The sequence below is a fragment of the uncultured Parabacteroides sp. genome (assembly GCF_947855115.1).
Classification (GTDB): domain Bacteria; phylum Bacteroidota; class Bacteroidia; order Bacteroidales; family Tannerellaceae; genus Parabacteroides.
The window spans coordinates 84,021-103,487 of the sequence record NZ_CANTZW010000005.1 but is presented as its reverse complement, the minus strand read 5'-3'; the positions used below and the strand labels follow the sequence as shown (position 1 = coordinate 103,487).

Sequence of the window (19,467 nt, the reverse complement as noted above, 5' to 3'; positions counted from 1 at the left end):
AATCATTATTTTTTATATTTGACGTTACTTTAAAAAGGAGATAGTAAAATAGGAATACGGATTATGAGCCCACGAAAATATATTTTCTCTCTTAACCTCCGAAAGTTAGCGTACATTTTACTGGGGGTTTTATTCTTATCGGGAAACCTGACCGCCATGCCGCGATTTATATCGCTGGGAAACGGACTGTCCAATACAAGTATCCACGGATTCTTTCAAGACTCCCAGAACTACGTATGGATATTAACAGACTATGGGCTGAACCGCCTGTCTGGGAAAGATATCAAGATATTCGATCAATCAAACGCCTTACCCAACAATTACCTGATCGATTTCTATGAAGACTCACAGGGCAATTATTGGGTAGGTACGTTAAACGGCTTGTTCAAGTACGATCCGGTAACCGAGACATTCTCATCCTGCTTCACGGATAAATATCCATTTATCGCCAATACCAAAATCTCCCGTATCGTAGAAGACCATCAGGAGAATGTATGGATCGTCTTGTCCGGCAGGGGGCTATTACGCATCCACTTAGGAAGCGGGCATCTAACCTCCTTCGACATCCCAGCCATCAACGAGATGGACGTAACCACAATCATGCCAGACAAGAACGGAGATATATGGCTGGCAGGAAAACACAATGGCATAGCGATATTCCACCCGGACACAAGAATACTGGAAAACCTGGCCACATTGAATAGCTCATGCCGGAAACTGGCCAGTAACCCCGTTTTTTCCCTGTGCGAAGATAACCGGGGAAACATACTCGCCACCGTCTTAGGTAAGGGCCTGTACTCTATTGACAGCCAAACATTCGACACTCATGAATTAAACGCGTCGGTGAATACCCTTGCCACCCAAATGGCCATTTGTATGATCAAAGACCATAAAAACCGGATTTGGGTAGGGACCGATGGCAACGGTCTCTGGCTATTGGATGAAAACAACAACAAATTATTACCCTACGATTCCCCCAACTTCGGTTTCGATCCCATGAAAGGGAAGGTACAAGCTTTATACGAGGATAAACACGGAAACATTTGGGTGGCCTACGTAGAAAAGGGGGCGATGGTGATACCCGATACCAACAATGCGTTCCAGGTCATCCAGTCTAACCCATTCAATGGATTGGATTTCTCCGACCAAAGCGTAACCGCCTTATTAATCGACCAGGAACAAATCTTATGGCTGGGAACAAACGGAGGCGGATTATTCCGGTTAAGAAGCGTAGACAACTCATTCCAGCTAGAAAGCAAAGTCAATATAAAGGAAAACGTTATCACGAGCTTATTCCAAGACTCGCGGGGACATGTATACATAGGTACCTATTTGCATGGCTTTTACCGGTACGACAGGAAAAAGGGAATCATGGAGAACTTTGAATATTCCCCCTATAACACCAACTCTATCAACTGTAACCACGTCACCGGATTCTCGGAAGATAAAGCCGGGAACATCTATATATCCACCAATGGGGGCGGCATCAACCTAATGGATGCCACGACCGGAGAATTTACCTATCTCCGACAAGCTGATTCCACCGCGACAAGTTTCTTACTCAGCGACTGGTGTAATTGCTTGTTTATCGACAGCCAAAACACATTATGGACAGGAACCTATGCCGGTTTAAGCTCCATAAACCTAACCACCCAAAAGACATCCGATTACACAGTCGCGAATAGCGGCATAAGCAACAACGCCGTGGTTGACATAACGGAAGACAAAGATGGGAATATCTGGGTCGCCACGAACTGGGGACTGAACAAGATAGACCGGAGCTCCGGGCGCATACGGATATATGAACAGGCAGAGGGATTGCCCGACAATGTAATCACGGGCCTCCAGAAAGATCTATCCGGCAGGCTCTGGATAAGCACGAACAGCGGCCTGGCTTGTTACCTGCCCGAGAAAGACACCTTCGAGAGTTATGACTTCCGGGAAGGAACCATCAACCAGGAGTTCAAGCTGAGAGCCGTAACCGCCAACACGCACGGAGAACTGTATTGGGGAGGTACCAACGGCATTATCTGGTTTAACCCGAATCATCTCGGGACTGACAATTCTTTCTTAGGGCTCACATTATCCAATTTCTATCTCTTCAACGAGCCATTGGAGGTCGGGAAAAAATACCACGACCGGATTATCCTGGATAAAGCTCTACCTAAGATGGACAAGATCGTCTTAAATTACGACCAAAATAACTTCTCGTTCAGTTTCGACGCATTCGATTACATCAGTCCCAACATGATAAAATACGCCTACCGCTTACAAGGGCTCGACAAGGAGTGGCAACATTTAAGGACAACCAACCGTATGGCCACCTATACCAATGTACCTCCCGGCGATTACCTATTCCAAGTAAAAGCGTTCACGTCTCCCGATAATACGCGACAAGCGGAAATCATCGTAAAAATAACCCCTCCGTGGTGGCTGACCCTATGGGCCAAAAGCGCTTACACATTATTGGCAGTTATTCTGCTATACAGCTTATACAGGATCATACAGGCAAGGATACGCGAGAAACAAGAAATGCTGAAACGGATACACGACGAGGAACTCGCCCAAGCGAAACTACGTTTCTTCACGGATATATCTCACGAGATACGGACTCCGCTGACCCTTGTTATCTCCCCGTTACTCAAGCTGATCCAAGAAGATAACGATACTTCCCGATCTTATATCTATCAGCTCATGTACAAAAACGCCAACCGTATACTCCGGCTGATCAACCAGTTGCTAGATATCCGGAAGATCGACCGGAAACAAATGAAACTTCGGGTACAAGAAACCGATGTCATCTCTTTTGTATCCGACATTATCGAATCGTTCCTTCCCCTTTCCGAAAGCAAGGGGATATCCATAGAGTTCATATCGTCTGGGCGAATCCCCGACATGGTCTGGCTGGACGTAGATTTTATGGACAAAATCATTTACAACTTATTATCCAACGCTTTTAAATTCACGCCCAGAGGAGGAAAAATAAAAGTAAATCTCCAGCTTTCAGAAAACGACCGGTTGAGACTGAGCGTAGAGGATACCGGCTGTGGCATCCCCCAATCATTGATAGGCAATATCTTCGACCGTTTTTACCAAGTCTCGGACACGAAAGATAAAAAATTAAGAGAAACTCTTGGCTCCGGTATCGGGTTGAACCTGACGAAAATGCTAGTAGAGCTACACCATGGCAATATCTGGGTAAAAAGCAAGGAAGGCGAGGGAAGCTTATTCGCCATAGAGATACCTTATCTGCGGCAAAGCTATCCGGAAAACGAGCAAAGCCATATCCCTACCGAATATACCAGTTCCTATTCCATGGAATCGATCAACATATTACTTGATGACCTGGAGAAAAATAAAGAAGGGAATACAGACCGCAACAACACCAAATCCCATAAATCCTCGATATTGATAGTAGAAGACAACGCCGATATCCGCGACATGCTCAAGCAAGAGTTGCAACAACATTTCAAGATCATGGAATCCGAGAACGGCAAAGAGGGGTATGAGCTAGCGGTAGCCCACCAGCCAGACCTGATCATCACTGATATCATGATGCCTGTAATGAGCGGACTAGATATGACACGCCGGTTGAGGAACAATAAAAATACCCGTCAAATCCCGATCATCATGCTAACCGCTAAAACAACTTCCGCAGACAGTATCGAGGGCGTACAGGCCGGAGCGGATGTCTATATCACCAAACCGTTTGACCTGCGTTTCTTGATGGTGAACATCATCAACCTTCTTCATAAACAAGCTCTCTCCAAGGTGAAATATGATACGGGCGAAGAGGTCGTACAAAGCGGGTTCGAGGTACAAAGCGCGGACGATAAGCTGATCGAGAGGCTCAATACTATCATAAAGAAACACCTAGACGATCCCTCGCTAAGCATCGAGTCGTTAAGCTCCGAGCTTGGCATCAGCCGCGTACACCTACATCGTAAACTCAAGGAACTTTGCCAGCTTACCCCTAGTATTTATCTACGGAATATGCGGTTGGAACATGCCGCGTATTTATTGAGAACAAAACGGATAACAATAGCGGAAGTGGCTTATGCGGTAGGATTCAATTCGCACCAGTATTTCACGAATTGCTTCAAAGACTTTTTCGGGATGTCTCCAATCGCCTACGCCGATAAGCATAAGGATACGGTTCCTCCCCCAATAAGTACTGAAAAATAGGCATGTTACATATAGGATGGTTTCCTGTTACGTCAAAATAACGCAATGAATATGCCATTGCTACTTTTGTTCCTATAACTATTAAGAATATGAACAGAAGAAATTTTATCAAGGCCTCCGGAATCACATTAGGAAGCCTGTTAACCGCGAACCGGATATGCGGATCGGGGCTCTTCGCGACCGCCCAGCCGATCATGCGCTACCCGGACCAAGTACAAGTAGTGACAGACCGGCAGTCTATAGTTCTTAACGGCTCGGAAGGAACCTACTCTTCAGGAAATATCCACGTAAAATGCCAACAAGTACACGACGGGCTAGCCGTAACGCTAGCGTCATCGGAAGAGGCGATCCGCTCCGTAATCATAAATTGGCATATCCCGCGCCAATTATCGACCCGGATCATCGGAGATCACTGGGAGAGAGGATATGGAGACTTACAATGGAAAACAGTAGACAGCCAACGTATCCTGCCTTGGTACATGGTAGAATACGACGGCTCGGTTTGCCACGGATTCGGAGTGAAGACAGCCCCTTCCGCTTTCTGCCACTGGCAAGCGTCAAAGGATGGCTTAACATTGGCCATGGATACCCGTTCCGGAGGCTGCGGGGTCCGGCTAGGGGCACGCACCTTGCGATTAGCCACTATCGTCTCTTTAAAGGGCGAGGAAGGAGAACGGCCTTTTGCCTTCATCCGTCGTTTCTGCAAGACAATGTGCGACACGCCCCGATTGCCCAAGTCCCCTATCTACGGTATCAATGATTGGTATTTCGCCTACGGGAACAATTCCGACAAACTCATTCTACAGACCGTAGATTTGATGATTGATCTCGCGAGAAACACAGACAATCGTCCGTTCTGCCTAATAGACGCCGGCTGGGCCGTATGCGCGCCCGGAGACACTCACGCGGGATGTTGGAGCGATAATTTTTATACCCCTAACCCCAATTTCAAAGACATGGGAGCGCTCGCGGAGACAATCCGGGAGAAAGGGATGCGACCGGGCTTGTGGATGCGACCGCTATGCGCCAGCCATGATACCCCACCCAACCGCTTATTGCCATCCATCCGGCGAAGCGATTCCATGGGACGTCCGTTATTAGACCCAACCATTCCCGAGAATCTCGCCTATATCGAGAAATGCTTCAAGCAATATAACGAGTGGGGGTACGAGATGGTCAAGCATGATTTCTCTACGGTCGATATCTTGGGCCGCTGGGGATTCGAGATGGTACAAAAAAGATCGATCACAGAAGACGGCTGGCGCTTCTATGACTCAAAACAAACGAACGCTGAGGTCATTTTGTCTTTATACCAGACAATCCGGGAATCTGCCGGCGATATATACCTAATAGGCTGTAATACGGTATCTCACTTAGCCGCCGGCCTGTTTGAGCTACAACGTACCGGAGATGATACCAGCGGACACGAATGGGAACGTACATTGAAGATGGGTGTTAATACGGTAGCCTTCCGGGGAACTCAACATAATTGCTTCTACGCGTCGGACGGTGATTGCGTAGGGCTTACCACTCAAATCGACTGGAACTTGAATAAGCAATGGATGCAATTATTGGCAGAAAGCGGAACTCCCCTGTTTATTTCCGCTCAGCCCGAGGCTGTAGGCAAGGAACAGAAAGAATGGATCAGGCATTGCTTCGATATCGCGTCAACGCCTCTACCTGTCGGGGAACCATTGGATTGGATGCAAAACCAGACTCCCAGCCGATGGCTTTTAAGGGGAGAGGAAAAAAGTTTCCGCTGGCAATAATCCGGTAATAAGATAGAAAGGGGGGATGTCAAAACTCGGTTTTATTGGTTTCGACATCCCCCTTGTCTTTTCTCTTATTGCCGTATCCGGATCGTATCGCCGGTATACTCGACCTCATGAGACGAGAGCTTTTCACCGTCGACGAACCGAATCGTAAACCGCCGTTGCTTCAACATTCCCGGAAACTCCCCTTTACGGCTCGCTATAGTCAACGTCCGCGAGGCCTGGTCCCAGTTGATCGGGATCAGCGAGAAAGCACCGGACTCGTAGTTGTAATTGTCTCCCTCATCCTCGTAAAGCGTAAAATCCCCGTCAGCGCCAACATAGACAGTGATCAATAAATGCTCCGGCTTTTTCTCACCCGTATATTGCATCACCTCCCCGGAAGGTATAATAGAACCGGATCTCACCAAGACAGGGATATTATCTATCGGCGTGTCGCGGTTGATTGACTGCCCGCCTACAAAACGCTCGTTCGTCCAATAATCGTACCAATCGTTTCCGGCCGGAAGATATACCTCGCGAGACGTGATGCCCGCCTCCAATACGGGGCATACCATCAACGCCGGGCCAAACATGTATTGATCATAGATCTCATGTACCCTTCGATCTCCCCGAAAATCCATCAACAACGGACGCATAAGGGTGTAATTGTCCAGAGTCACCTTTCCCGCCAAAGAATAAATATACGGGCTCAAGGTATACCGCAATTCATCATAACGCTTCTGTATCCGATAAGACTCATCTCCCATAATCCACATTTCACGACGAGGCCCACAACCATGTGTCCGCATGACCGGACAAAAAGTACCCCATTGGAACCAACGGGTATATAGCTCCCGATACCCCGGATCTTGGTTCAACAACGGCCAGTCCGTGGAGTTTATAAAGAACCCGCCGATATCTGTCGTCCAATAAGGCAAGCCAGACATCGCGAAATTCAGCCCGCATTTGATCTGCCTGCGAAATACGTCCCATGTTCCCGCTATATCGCCGGTCCACATCACGGTGGCATACGACTGCTGCCCGGCAAAAGCGGAACGTGCCAAGATCACGACACGTTTGTCCGGAGCGGCCTCCCGTTGCCCCTCATAGATTCCTTTCGTCTGCATCAGGGAGAAGGTGTTTAAGTAACGTGCCCCTGTCCCCAGATTATTGTTCATCACCTCCTTATACAAAAATGGATCGGCAGGCGTGGATATCTCCGGCTCAGACGCATCCAGCCACCAGCCATCGACCCCTTTCCGGAACAAGTCCCGATTCATCTGGCTCCAATATACCTCACGTCCCTTGGGGTCAAACGGGTTATAGTACCATGTTCCTTTATCCGTCCAGAAACTACAGTTATTATACCTGAACAACAGTCCTTTATCCAAAAGCTCTTTCCAGTTATCGCTACCCTTCTGAAACATGCCCCATACAGAGATTATATAACGGATATGGGCCTCGTGCGCCTGCTCGATCATAGCCGCAGGATCTGGATAACGGTTCTCGTCAAATTTATGAGATCCCCACGGATAAGGAACCCAATAATTCAGGTCTTGCACCAACACGTCCAGAGGGATCTTCCTGCTACGGAACTCCCCGATCAAATCCAGGTATTCCTTCTGGCTTTGTATATTGATATGTGAGTGCCAATATCCATACGCCCATTGGGGCAATAAAGGCGTTACCCCCGTAAGGGTACGGTAGCCATCGATCACCTTGTCTAAATGGGGCCCGTAGATAAAATAATAATCGATGCCGTCTCCTACTTCCGACCACATGTTAATACCGTCATATCGCTCCTGGGCCGGAGGCGACCAACGTAGCTGTACCGCTCCGTTACCTTTCTCATGGATAGGATCGTCGACCGATCTTTGCCATTCATACTTGATTTTATAACGAGTGTCCGCTTTTAATTCTATGTCGCCTTTCAGATATAAGTTTGAAGACCCATAGCCATCCACTATCAACGTATCGTCTACCCACAAACGCACGTTATGCGTCGTGAACGTATTGAACGTATATTTGCCGGCATGCAAGGTTTTCACCTCTCCTTCCCAGCGAACCGTATAATTTTCCGGATTGATCTCCCGGGATAAAGGCTTGGATACCCAGTCCGGATCTGTAGTGAACGAATTATCTTGTTGGGGCCCGAAGGTCTTGAAATCAAAATTAACGACAGAATCGCGGCGTACGACCTTCAACGCGTCAAAATCGGGACCGTCATAATAAGAACCGGTCAACGCCCCTTGTACCCCTTCTTTATCATACAATCTATCACAAGGGATAAAATCTTGTGTCACCGGGAATCCGAAACGGGAATGTGAATAATTATCCCATAGAATACCATATCCCCTGCTGGAAGTAAAAAAAGGAACGACAATCTCCCAATTCTCCTGCCATAAGTCAATATCTACCCCCCTTAAATTAAACCGGTCATTTTGATGATGCCCCAAACCAAGTATCACCTCATCTCGCGGCGATTCCCATTGCTGGCGTACATTCCATGTTTTCTCTCCCCCGACTACGGCTTCTGTCATCTTACGGCCATTCCGGGAACGCTCGCACAAAACAAGTTCCCGGTTCTTGTCCAGGAACCTCACGGAACCGCTTACCGGGCATACTTGAGCGATCAACTCATTTGTCTTAACCTCTATTGTATCACCCGCCTCAGACACCTTGAACGCAGATGATGGCTCAACCTTATCCGAAAGGATTAAGCTGGGGCGTGTAGAAAAGGTATCAACCGGCGATACCGTCACTCGCACGATCCGGTCTGAATACACACGCAACCGCATTTTCCCTTCCGGAACATTCACAATAATACCGTCTTCCACCGTAACATAATTAATCCCTAAACATTCCGATGAACCGACAACAAACAAGAAAAGCAACGAAGCTAACAGATTTTTTTTCATGGTCTCTCTACATTTCATATTGAATTCCGGATAGCAAATATAAATGAAAGAAATTCATAAGATCACGCAACTATGTAAGTTGAAACATAACCATAAACTTTTGTTACATAATTATTCCAAATGCTTTCCGGAAAACACGTACATGAATTCCCGAAAACACGTACGTGAATCCATGAAAACATGTACGTGTTTTCACGGGATTCCGACAAGCTTACACATTCACCTAACTATCAGCAATTTACAAATCAACTTCATACCAAAAAGTTATTGTTGAAAATTTACTTCAAAAAGTACGGTCCCTCTCCCATCTTTTATGTAACTTTGTTTATAAATCGCATAAAACACAGGACGATATGAACCAGACAATTTATCCCATCGGCATACAAAACTTCGAAAAGATTCGCAAGGACGGCTATCTCTATATCGATAAGACAGCCTTGGTCTATCAATTGGCGACAACCGGAAGCTACTATTTCCTCAGCCGCCCCCGGCGCTTCGGGAAAAGCCTGTTGCTGTCTACACTGGAGGCCTATTTCCAAGGAAAAAAGGAGCTGTTCGAAGGACTGGCGATGGAGAAACTGGAAAAGGACTGGAAAGAATACCCAATCCTCCATTTTGACCTGAATATCTCCCAATATGACTCTCCGGATAGTTTATATAAGATATTAAACGACATCCTGTCCCGGTACGAAGACGAATATGGAACACGTCCATCGGAAGTGACACTGCCCCTCCGTTTCGCCGGAATCATCGACCGTGCCTACCGCAAAACCGGGCAGCGGGCCGTGATCCTCATAGACGAGTACGACAAGCCCTTGATACAAAACTTGCACGACGAGGAGATGCAAAACCGGCTCCGCAACATGCTCAAACCCTTCTACGGCGTATTGAAGACCATGGATAGGGCCATCCGCTTCGCCCTACTTACAGGCGTGACCAAGTTCGGCAAAGTGAGCGTGTTCAGCGACCTCAATAACCTCATGGACATATCGATGGATAATCGGTACGTCGAGATATGTGGCATCACGGAGAAAGAGATACATGCCTATCTGGAAAACGAAGTGAAGGAACTGAGCAACACGCAAAAAATGACATATGAGGAAACCTGCCAGAAACTAAAAGAGCGGTACGACGGATACCATTTCGTGGAGGACTCCATCGGCATGTACAACCCTTTCAGCCTATTGAATACCTTCGCCAGAAGGAAATTCGGAGACTATTGGTTCGAGACCGGGACTCCCTCCTATCTCGTGGAGTTGCTCAAGCATACTCATTATGACCTATACGAGATGGCGAACACCGAGACCGACGCTGATGTGCTCAACAGCATCGACTCTGCCTCTAGCAACCCCATACCTGTTATCTACCAAAGCGGATACCTTACGATAAAGGGATATGAGCCCGAGTTCGGAATCTACAAATTAGGTTTCCCAAACCTAGAGGTAGAGGAAGGTTTTATCAAATACTTACTTCCCTTCTATACGAATGTAAGTACATCCAAAACACCTTTCGAGATCGGGCAATTCGTCCGGGAAGTAAGAAATGGCAATTACGACGCCTTCTTCCACCGCCTCCAAAGTTTCTTCGCCGACACCCCCTACGAGATGATCGCCGGGCAAAAGCCGGAACGGGACACGGAGCTGCATTACCAGAACGTCCTTTTCATCGTATTCAAGCTGGTCGGCCTGTACACGCAAGTGGAGTACCATACCTCGAACGGGCGTATCGACCTCATCTTGCAAACCGATCACTATGTATATATCATGGAGTTCAAGCTGAACGGAACCGCCGAGGAAGCCCTACGGCAGATCGAGGAAAAAGGCTACGCCCTACCCTTCGCCGGAGACGATCGGGAGGTATTCAAGATCGGCGTGAATTTCTCTTCCGAGACCCGTAATATAGAGAAGTGGCTGGTAAGGTGAAAAAGGCCTATTTGCGTCCGGATACGCTTACCTTGCCGATGAAATATATATCCCATCTCCGGAGAAGATATACTTCAAATGGTATCGAAGTATACCTTCTCCGGGAAAAGCATTGTTATCAGAGAATAAAGCTTTTCTTTTACAAAAAGAAAAACAAAATATTATGAAAACAAAATTATTAACCTTATTGATGCTATTTGGTCTCTTTTCGCCACTGTCTGTTTATGGAGATAATGTACCGACCAAAGGCGAATGGCATGACGATTATTATCGCTCTGTCACTCCTGCTCCTCCAACATTATCAATCGACGGAAATCTATTGAGCATACATTTTATAAATTGTGAAAATCTTTAATCCTAAAATATAAAAAGTAATGAAAAATAAAATTATAGCATTATCTATCCTCCTTTCTATTTTGAGTGGAAGCTGTGTAAATATGCAACAAAGTAAAGATTTGCTCACAATAGATGTCACAAAAGATTACCCTCAAAAAGAATTTGCTCTCCAAGATATATTTGATATAGATTATATCCCGCTAGATACCAGTCGTACGTTTACGACTATGGGGTATATGCAAGATATCAGTAAGGATATGATTATTGTCAGAAATCTGAAATTATCTTCAGATGGTGATATATTCATTTTTGATCGAAAAGGAAAAGGTATTAGAAAAATAAATAGGCAAGGTGCTGGTTCCGAAGAATATAGTTTTCTTTTGCGAGTTACCCTAGATGAAGAACATGAAGAATTATTTGTAGTTGATAATCGATCTAAAAAAGTATATATATATGATCTACAAGGGAATTTTAAACGAAGTTTTAAAAATATAGAAGGGGCATCCTATGATCGGGTTTTCAATTTAGGAAGTGACTATTTGATCTGTAATGATGGAGACAATTTATTTACCGATGAAATCAAAAATATATTTTATATTATCTCAAAACAGGACGGAAGACTTATCAAAGAAATTCATATTCCATATGACAAGAAAAAAACCAGTTTAATTATTAATAAGGAACAGACTAAATCTGCAAGACCTCGAAATGAAGAATTTGTTCCATTTCATGATTCATGGATTTTAATGGATCACTCATCAGATACGATATATCGGGTTTTTACTGATAAAAGAGTTGTTCCTTTTATAGCAAGAACTCCTTCCATACAATCAATGGAAACCGAGATATTTCTATATCCATCAGTTCTTACTGATCGCTACTATTTTATGCAGACAGTAAAGAAAGTATATGATTTTTCAAGTCGGGTAGGACTTCCAAGAACAGATTTAATGTATGATATGAAAGAAAATATTATCTATGAATACTCTCTTTATAATACTGATTATGTGCATAAAGAATTTGTAAGTTTAGGTTATGGAGGAATAGCCTTTATAAATAAAGAAATAGCCTTTGTTAAGACATTAGAAACACCTGATCTAGTTGATGCCTATAAAAATGGAAATTTGAAAGGCAAATTAAAAGAGATTGCAGCCAGCTTAGATGAGGAATCCAATCCAGTTCTTATGATTGCAAAATATAAACAAAGAAAGTAACTGCCTAGAGTAATTATTATGGAACTAACAAAAATTGCAGATTGGCTTCTTTTAAATGGAACATTAACAAAATGCCCAGGATTTCATAGAATTAGTCAAAACGTGTGTCTGATTGGGTAATAGGCGTAGATTGCCAAATAAAGGCTGGTAAAAAAGTGATGCTCGTATTCAACACGATAAATGGGGAAGATCTACAGTTGAAAATAGAGGATATACCCGTTGATTGGGTGATAACCACCGACAGGAAATATTTCCAACAAGCGACTATAGTCGTTTTTCACCTTCCCACATTACATTATGAGCTAGAGAATAATCTGGATAAACTGGAAGGACAAACATGGGTCAGCTGGCATCTGGAGTCCGGAAAGGATGATCCGGGAATCAACGACCCGGAAATAAACGAACTATTCGACCTTTTGATAAGTGACCCACAAGATAGCAAGATAGCGAGAGGAAACAACATCCATTGCTAAGCCTTTGCCTAAATTATGTAAATAACGGATAGAATTCCATTCACCGTTATAAGTTTTGAGCAAAAAGAAGAGATGTCGAGAAAAAATAACCTATTTTTGTAATTAGGCATGATTGAGCGAACGTATCACCCTAAGTGTTTAACCTTAAATCGTAAAAATAATGAAATGGATAATCACAATTTCAGCGATCCTTCTCTTTGCGTTAGCGGGATGTGGAAAAGATAAACAATCAACAAATGAACTCATCACAGTTGATGTTACAAATAATTATCCTGAAAAGGAATTGATATTACAGGATTTCATGAATGTGGAATACATCCCGTTGGAAACAAATGATGAGTTTGTTACCCAAGGTAAAGTAATGGCCATTGGCGAAGAAGTTATATTAATAACAAACTGGGCCAACGATGGGAATTTGTTTGTTTTCGACAGAAAAACAGGCAAAGCCTTGAAGAAGATAAACAGGCAAGGACAAGGTGGCGAGGAATATGTAGGTATTACCGAGGTTGTTATGGATGAGGCAAACAAGGAGATATTCGTTATAGCCTACACCGGAAGTAAAATCTCGGTATATGATCTGGACGGAAATTTTAAAAGGAGTTTCAAGGCCGCAAATACGGATTCCCATATAAATACGTATAATTACGACCGGGAAAACTTGATTTCTTATGTACCGGATAATAGTCTGGAAAACCCGTCAAACGCCATACATCCATATTATTTGATCTTTTCCAAGCAGGATGGAAGCATCACCCGGAAAATATCAGTTCCTTTTGATGAAATTAAAAGCCCGGTCGCAAGAGATGGGGAGGCTTGGGCTGTTCCGGCACCAACCACCGTGTACCAAATAATCCCGGATCATGCCAATTGGGTACTTATGGAGACATCGTCCGATACCATATACCACTATTTGCCGGATGCCAATACGACAATCCCCCTTATCGTAAGAACTCCCTCCATACACGCCATGGATCCTCCTGAAGTATTTCTTATACCGACCGTTTTTACCGACCGTTATTATTTCATGAGCCTGTTCAAGGCGGAATTTAATTTTGAAACAGGGAGAGGGTTTCCAACTTCCGGATTGATGTACGACAGACTGGAAAATTCTTTATTCATACCTAAAATATACAATGGAGATTATACCAGTAAAAGAGAAGTGGATATGACGTCGAGACCTTTAGATCAGGAATTCGTAATTGGACAGCCCTTGCAAGCTCACGAACTTGTCGAGGCTTACGGAAAAGGACAACTGAAAGACAAACTGAAAGAGATAGCGGCCAAATTGGATGAAGAGTCCAATCCGGTGATTATGCTCGCAAAATGCAAAAAATGACAATATAGCCGCCAGCGAAGAGGTAGTGGACAAAAAAACGCCTGCTCCATGCCGTGAGGATAGCGAATATCCGGGATTCCATTGATTATCTCCCAAAAGAAGGATTTTAGTGTAATATTATCCTTTCTTTCTTACGAAATAATCGCAAACAAATATTTAGCGACATGTTTACGAATATATCGTACAGAACATTTTGTTTTAATAAAAGAAGATATGTATGTTTGCTACAAGGCTACCTAAAAAATATACTAACATGAAAGCAATAATCACAACCTCAATCATGATCCTGTTTTTGATAGCCGGATGTGAGCAATAACAATCAGAAAATTGAGTGACAGAGTTCGCCGCAGACTATGGTACTCAACTTCTATTACAAATTCTTATAATAAAGAGAGGCCTTTATGAAAGAATTTTATTTTATCGCACTTAGTTTTTGAAAAAACTTATTGTACCTTTGCCCTAATCACTCAATAAAAGTATACCATGACAACTAAGTTTTTGCTCTCGTCTGATGACAATACTCGTAGCGGCCTTCTGAAAAAGAAGATCATACACTATTATATGGCTAATGGAGACGCTACTATAGCGGAAGTATGTAAAGAAATGAATCTCAGTATCCCCACGGTCACAAAACTAATCGGAGAATTGCAAGAAGACGGCTATATTCTCGACTTCGGAAAACAAAAGACCAGCGGAGGACGCAAGCCCAGTATTTACGGGCTCAATCCGGCGTCCGGCTATTTCGTGGGCGTAGATATCCAGAAAGACCGGCTAAACTTAGCCATACTGGATTTTAAAGGGGATAAGATCTGCATTGAGGAAAACATTCCCTATACCCTCAAAAACACGCCGGCCGCTTTAGATCATCTTTGCGAATGTATCAATGAGTTCATAAACGCGCTACCAATCCCAAGAGAAAAGATATTAAGCATTGGTATCAATATATCCGGACGAGTAAATCCTTTCGCCGGGTATAGCTATAGCATCTTTTATTTTGAGGAGAAACCCTTGTCTCAAATCCTTGAAGAGAAACTACATATAAAGATATATATAGAGAATGATACCCGCTCCATGGCTTACGGCGAATACCTCCAAGGGGTCGTAAAAGGAGAGAAAAACATCCTGTTCGTCAATATCTCCTGGGGGCTAGGTATCGGCATCATCATCGATGGTAAGGTTTATTTCGGGAAATCGGGCTTCTCCGGGGAGTTCGGGCATTTCAGCTTCTTCGAGAACGAGATCCTTTGCCATTGCGGTAAAAAAGGATGCCTTGAGACCGGAGCTTCCGGATCAGCCCTTTACCGTATCCTCCTCGAGCGGTATAAAGAGGGTAGCAACACCATACTGGCCGGTAAAATCGATGCCGGGGAATATATCGGGCTTTCCGACTTGATCGACGCTATTCACAAAGAGGATATGCTCTCCATCGAGATCTTGGAGGAGATAGGTTTTAACCTGGGTAAGGGAATAGCCGGGTTGATGAATATTTTCAATCCGGAACTGGTCGTGCTGGGCGGACCTTTGTCGCAAACGGGGGAATATCTAAGCTTACCTATTAAAAGCGCCGTCAGGAAGTACTCTCTAAACTTGGTGACCCGCGATACCCAAATCAAAGTATCTAAATTGGGTGAAAGAGCAGGAATATTGGGAGCTTGCCTTCTATCCCGATCTAAAATTCTTGGCATGCTTTAATAAACATTTCAAAGGAATTAAATAAAAATAGAATAATTATTTCATTTTCTTGATATAATATTGCTTTGTTATTAAAATATTTTATTTACATTTGCGATGTAATTAAAATTAGAGGTTAAAACTTATAAAAACAACGCAGATATGGATAAAATCAAAGGACTGATTGACGCTCCCTTTACTCCGTTCTATGAAAACGGGGAAGTTAATTACGAGCCTATTGAAGCCTACGCGAAACTCCTTGTGAAAAATGGGCTGAAAGGTGTATTCATCAACGGTTCCTCGGGGGAAGGCTATATGCTGACAGAGGAAGAACGGATGAGACTGGCCGAGAAATGGATAGAGGTGGCTCCGGAAGGTTTTAAGGTAATCGTGCACGTAGGCAGCACATGCGTTAAGTCTAGCCGTAAGCTGGCGGAACATGCCCAAAGGATCGGCGCTTGGGGTATCGGCGCCATGGCTACCCCGTTCCCTCGTATCGGCCGGATCGAGGAATTGGTAAAGTATTGCGAGGAGATCGCTTGCGGCGCCCCGAACTTACCATTTTACTATTATCATATCCCAGCGTTTAACAATGCTTTCCTCCCTATGCTGGATTTCTTGAAGGCGGTGGACGGACGTATCCCGAATTTCGCAGGTATCAAATATACGTACGAGAGTTTGTACGAATATAATCAATGCCGTTTGTACAAGGACGGTAAGTTCGATATGTTGCACGGACAGGATGAAACGATTCTTCCTTGCCTCGCGATGGGTGGGGCGCAAGGCGGTATCGGCGGTACCACGAACTATAACGGAAAAGAATTGACCGGTATACTGGAGGCCTGGGCCGCCGGAGACTTGGAGACTGCCCGCGAGAAACAAAACTTCTCTCAGGAGGTTATCAACGTTATCTGCAATTACCGGGGAAATATCGTCGGCGGGAAACGTATCATGAAACTGATCGGATTGGATCTTGGCAAGAACCGCACCCCGTTCCGGAATATGACGGATGAAGAGGAGAGCGCCATGAAAGCGGAATTAGAGGCTATCAATTTCTTCGAAAGATGTAATAAATTCTAGGGTATGGCAGCGTTCGACAACTTATCTAATCCATCGGAATACCTGGCTTACTGGGGTAAGACTTATCGGAACGAGCTTCTTGCCAATATTCTTCCATTTTGGATGAAATATGGGCTGGACAAAGAGAATGGCGGTTATTTTACTTGCGTAGACCGGGACGGCACTTTAATGGATTCCACTAAATCCGTTTGGTTCCAAGGACGGTTCGCCTTTATCCTGGCGTATGCCTATAATCATATCGAGAAGAATGAAGAATGGTTGAGAGCCTGTAAAAACGGTATCGATTTCATCGAGAAACATTGTTTTGATACGGACGGACGCATGTTTTTCGAGGTGACGGCGACAGGTATCCCGGTACGTAAACGCCGTTACGTATTCTCCGAGACTTTCGCGGCGATCGCCATGGCTCATTATTCATTGGCATCGGGCGATAAAAGCTATGCCGAGAAGGCCGTGAGTCTATTCAAGCAAGTATTGCACTATAAAAATACCCCGGGATTGCTGGAACCTAAGTTTCGCGAAGGTCTCGTGGCGAAAGGCCACTCTTTCTGCATGATACTGATCGATACAGCGGCACGTATCCGCGAGGCTATAGACGATCCCGTACTTACGCAACAAATCGATGCCTCCATCGCCGAGCTACGTAGCGATTTCATGCACCCCGAATTCAAGGCTATCTTGGAGACAGTAGGGCCCAATGGAGAATTCATCAATTCCATCGCCGGACGTACCATTAACCCCGGCCACTCCATCGAGACCGCGTGGTTTATCTTAGAAGAGGCCAAATACCGAGGATGGGACCCCAAACTGAAAGAGATGGGCCTGCAAATCTTCGACTGGTCTTGGGAATGGGGCTGGGATAAGACGTATGGCGGAATCAATTATTTCAAGGATTGTAAAAACCTCCCTCCCCAAGAGTATTGGCACGACATGAAGTTCTGGTGGCCACAATGCGAGGCGGTCATCGCGACCCTTTACGCTTACCAGGCGACTGGCGACGCCAAATATCTCGAAATGCACAAACTAATAAACGATTACACATTTAATCATTTCCCCGACAAAGAATATGGGGAATGGTATGGCTACTTACATTTCGATGGTAGCCTCTCTCAATCTGCTAAAGGCAATTTGTTCAAAGGCCCGTTCCACATTCCAAGAATGCTTCTCAAATGTAGCTTACTCTGCGACGAAATTCTTTCTAAATAACTTTATCTAAAATACTGAAAATCGGCTGATTGATATCAGGGGCCACCCCCGTGGCTCCTGATGTTCTAAGGCTTCGTTTTCTTTTTATTTTCCTCAATCAAATGAAAAATAAGAAATTATACCCTTGGGTCGTAGTTGGGTTATTATGGATTGTTGCCTTGCTAAACTATATGGATCGCCAGATGCTATCAACCATGAAATCCGCCATGATGGTAGATATCGTAGAACTAGAGTCTGCGGCGAACTTCGGGCGTCTGATGGCAGTTTTTCTCTGGATCTACGGATTCATGAGCCCTGTGGCCGGTATGGTAGCAGACAGGGTAAACAGGAAATGGTTAATCGTGGGCAGTTTGTTTGTCTGGTCTTTCGTCACCCTGATGATGGGGTATTGCACGGATTTCGACCAGATCTATTACCTGCGTGCCTTGATGGGGGTCAGTGAAGCCCTGTACATACCAGCCGGATTATCACTTATCACGGATTATCATCAGGAGAAAACACGGTCGTTAGCCGTAGGTATCCATATGACAGGCCTCTACGTAGGCCAGGCCTTAGGTGGATTCGGGGCTACGGTGGCCAGCGCTTATACCTGGGAAACCACATTCCATTGGTTTGGTATTGCCGGTATCGTTTACAGCGCGGTTTTGATCATCTTCTTACACGACAAGAAAGAGCATACGGTACAGGCCGTAAAACTGGAAAACCATCCAAGAGAGAACCCGGTTTCCGGAGCACTCAAAGGACTGGGGATGTTGTTCACGAACATCGCCTTCTGGATCATCCTTCTCTATTTCGCCACGCCGAGCCTACCGGGGTGGGCTACAAAGAACTGGCTCCCCACCCTATTCGCCGAGAACCTCTCGCTGGATATGTCCGAGGCCGGTCCGTTATCGACATTCACGATCGCCATCTCTTCCTTTATCGGGGTAATAGCCGGAGGTATCTTATCCGATAAATGGATCCAGACAAACGTGCGAGGACGTGTTTATACCGGCGCTATCGGCCTGGCATTGACGATACCCTCCCTCCTATTACTGGGATTCGGCCATAGTTTCCCGATGATCATCGGCGGCGGTCTTTGCTTCGGTATCGGTTTCGGAATATTCGATGCCAATAATATGCCTATCCTTTGCCAGTTCATCTCCCCTCGTTACCGGGCTACCGCTTATGGGATCATGAACATGACCGGCGTATTCGCTGGAGCAGCTATCACGGACATATTAGGGAAATCCACCGACGCCGGTAATCTGGGCCACGACTTCGCCATGCTAGCCGGATTGGTACTTATCGCGCTCTTAATTCAAGTAATCTGCTTACGCCCTAAAGTCGCGAACAAAACTGACGAATAAAAATCAATGTCATCTATAAATAA

General features: G+C 44.9%; 12 protein-coding genes. 11 read left to right on the top strand and 1 reads right to left on the bottom strand.

Annotation, left to right across the window (positions count from 1 at the left end):
- The first annotated feature begins 156 nt into the window (after window positions 1-156).
- Window positions 157-4,185, top strand: coding sequence for a hybrid sensor histidine kinase/response regulator transcription factor (locus tag Q0110_RS05570; RefSeq protein ID WP_297903879.1), 4,029 nt, complete (start codon window positions 157-159; stop codon window positions 4,183-4,185).
- 89 nt (window positions 4,186-4,274) lie between these two features.
- Window positions 4,275-5,954 carry a hypothetical protein gene (locus Q0110_RS05565; protein ID WP_297903876.1) on the top strand — a complete coding sequence of 560 codons (1,680 nt, stop codon included), beginning with the start codon at window positions 4,275-4,277 and terminating at the stop codon, window positions 5,952-5,954.
- Window positions 5,955-6,028: 74 nt separating this feature from the next.
- Here the strand turns inward: Q0110_RS05565 and Q0110_RS05560 are convergent, their stop codons facing one another.
- Window positions 6,029-8,857: a TIM-barrel domain-containing protein gene (locus tag Q0110_RS05560; RefSeq protein ID WP_297903874.1), complete on the bottom strand. Its 2,829-nt coding sequence runs from the start codon at window positions 8,855-8,857 to the stop codon at window positions 6,029-6,031.
- A gap of 353 nt (window positions 8,858-9,210) precedes the next feature.
- Between Q0110_RS05560 and Q0110_RS05555 the strand changes: the two genes are divergently transcribed.
- The 9 genes from Q0110_RS05555 (at window position 9,211) to Q0110_RS05515 (ending at window position 19,444) form a co-directional block, all read left to right on the top strand.
- Window positions 9,211-10,779, top strand: coding sequence for an ATP-binding protein (locus tag Q0110_RS05555; protein WP_297903871.1), 1,569 nt, complete (start codon window positions 9,211-9,213; stop codon window positions 10,777-10,779).
- A 163-nt stretch (window positions 10,780-10,942) separates the two neighbouring features.
- A complete protein-coding gene (locus Q0110_RS05550) occupies window positions 10,943-11,134 on the top strand; it encodes a DUF3244 domain-containing protein (RefSeq protein WP_297903868.1) in 192 nt (63 codons plus the stop codon).
- Window positions 11,135-11,153: 19 nt separating this feature from the next.
- Complete coding sequence (locus Q0110_RS05545; RefSeq protein WP_297903865.1) at window positions 11,154-12,329, top strand: 6-bladed beta-propeller; 1,176 nt, start codon at window positions 11,154-11,156, stop codon at window positions 12,327-12,329.
- Window positions 12,330-12,433: 104 nt separating this feature from the next.
- Window positions 12,434-12,802, top strand: a complete 369-nt coding sequence (locus tag Q0110_RS05540; RefSeq protein WP_297903862.1) for a hypothetical protein — start codon at window positions 12,434-12,436, stop codon at window positions 12,800-12,802.
- A 160-nt stretch (window positions 12,803-12,962) separates the two neighbouring features.
- Window positions 12,963-14,138, top strand: a complete 1,176-nt coding sequence (locus Q0110_RS05535; protein WP_297903859.1) for a 6-bladed beta-propeller — start codon at window positions 12,963-12,965, stop codon at window positions 14,136-14,138.
- Between the two features lie 483 nt (window positions 14,139-14,621).
- Window positions 14,622-15,830, top strand: coding sequence for an ROK family transcriptional regulator (locus tag Q0110_RS05530; RefSeq protein WP_297903856.1), 1,209 nt, complete (start codon window positions 14,622-14,624; stop codon window positions 15,828-15,830).
- A 141-nt stretch (window positions 15,831-15,971) separates the two neighbouring features.
- Window positions 15,972-16,889, top strand: coding sequence for a dihydrodipicolinate synthase family protein (locus Q0110_RS05525; RefSeq protein ID WP_297903852.1), 918 nt, complete (start codon window positions 15,972-15,974; stop codon window positions 16,887-16,889).
- Between the two features lie 3 nt (window positions 16,890-16,892).
- Window positions 16,893-18,095: an AGE family epimerase/isomerase gene (locus tag Q0110_RS05520; RefSeq protein WP_297903841.1), complete on the top strand. Its 1,203-nt coding sequence runs from the start codon at window positions 16,893-16,895 to the stop codon at window positions 18,093-18,095.
- 101 nt (window positions 18,096-18,196) lie between these two features.
- Window positions 18,197-19,444 (top strand): MFS transporter, encoded by a 1,248-nt coding sequence (locus tag Q0110_RS05515; protein WP_297903838.1) that lies wholly within the window; start codon window positions 18,197-18,199, stop codon window positions 19,442-19,444.
- Window positions 19,445-19,467: the final 23 nt, after the last annotated feature.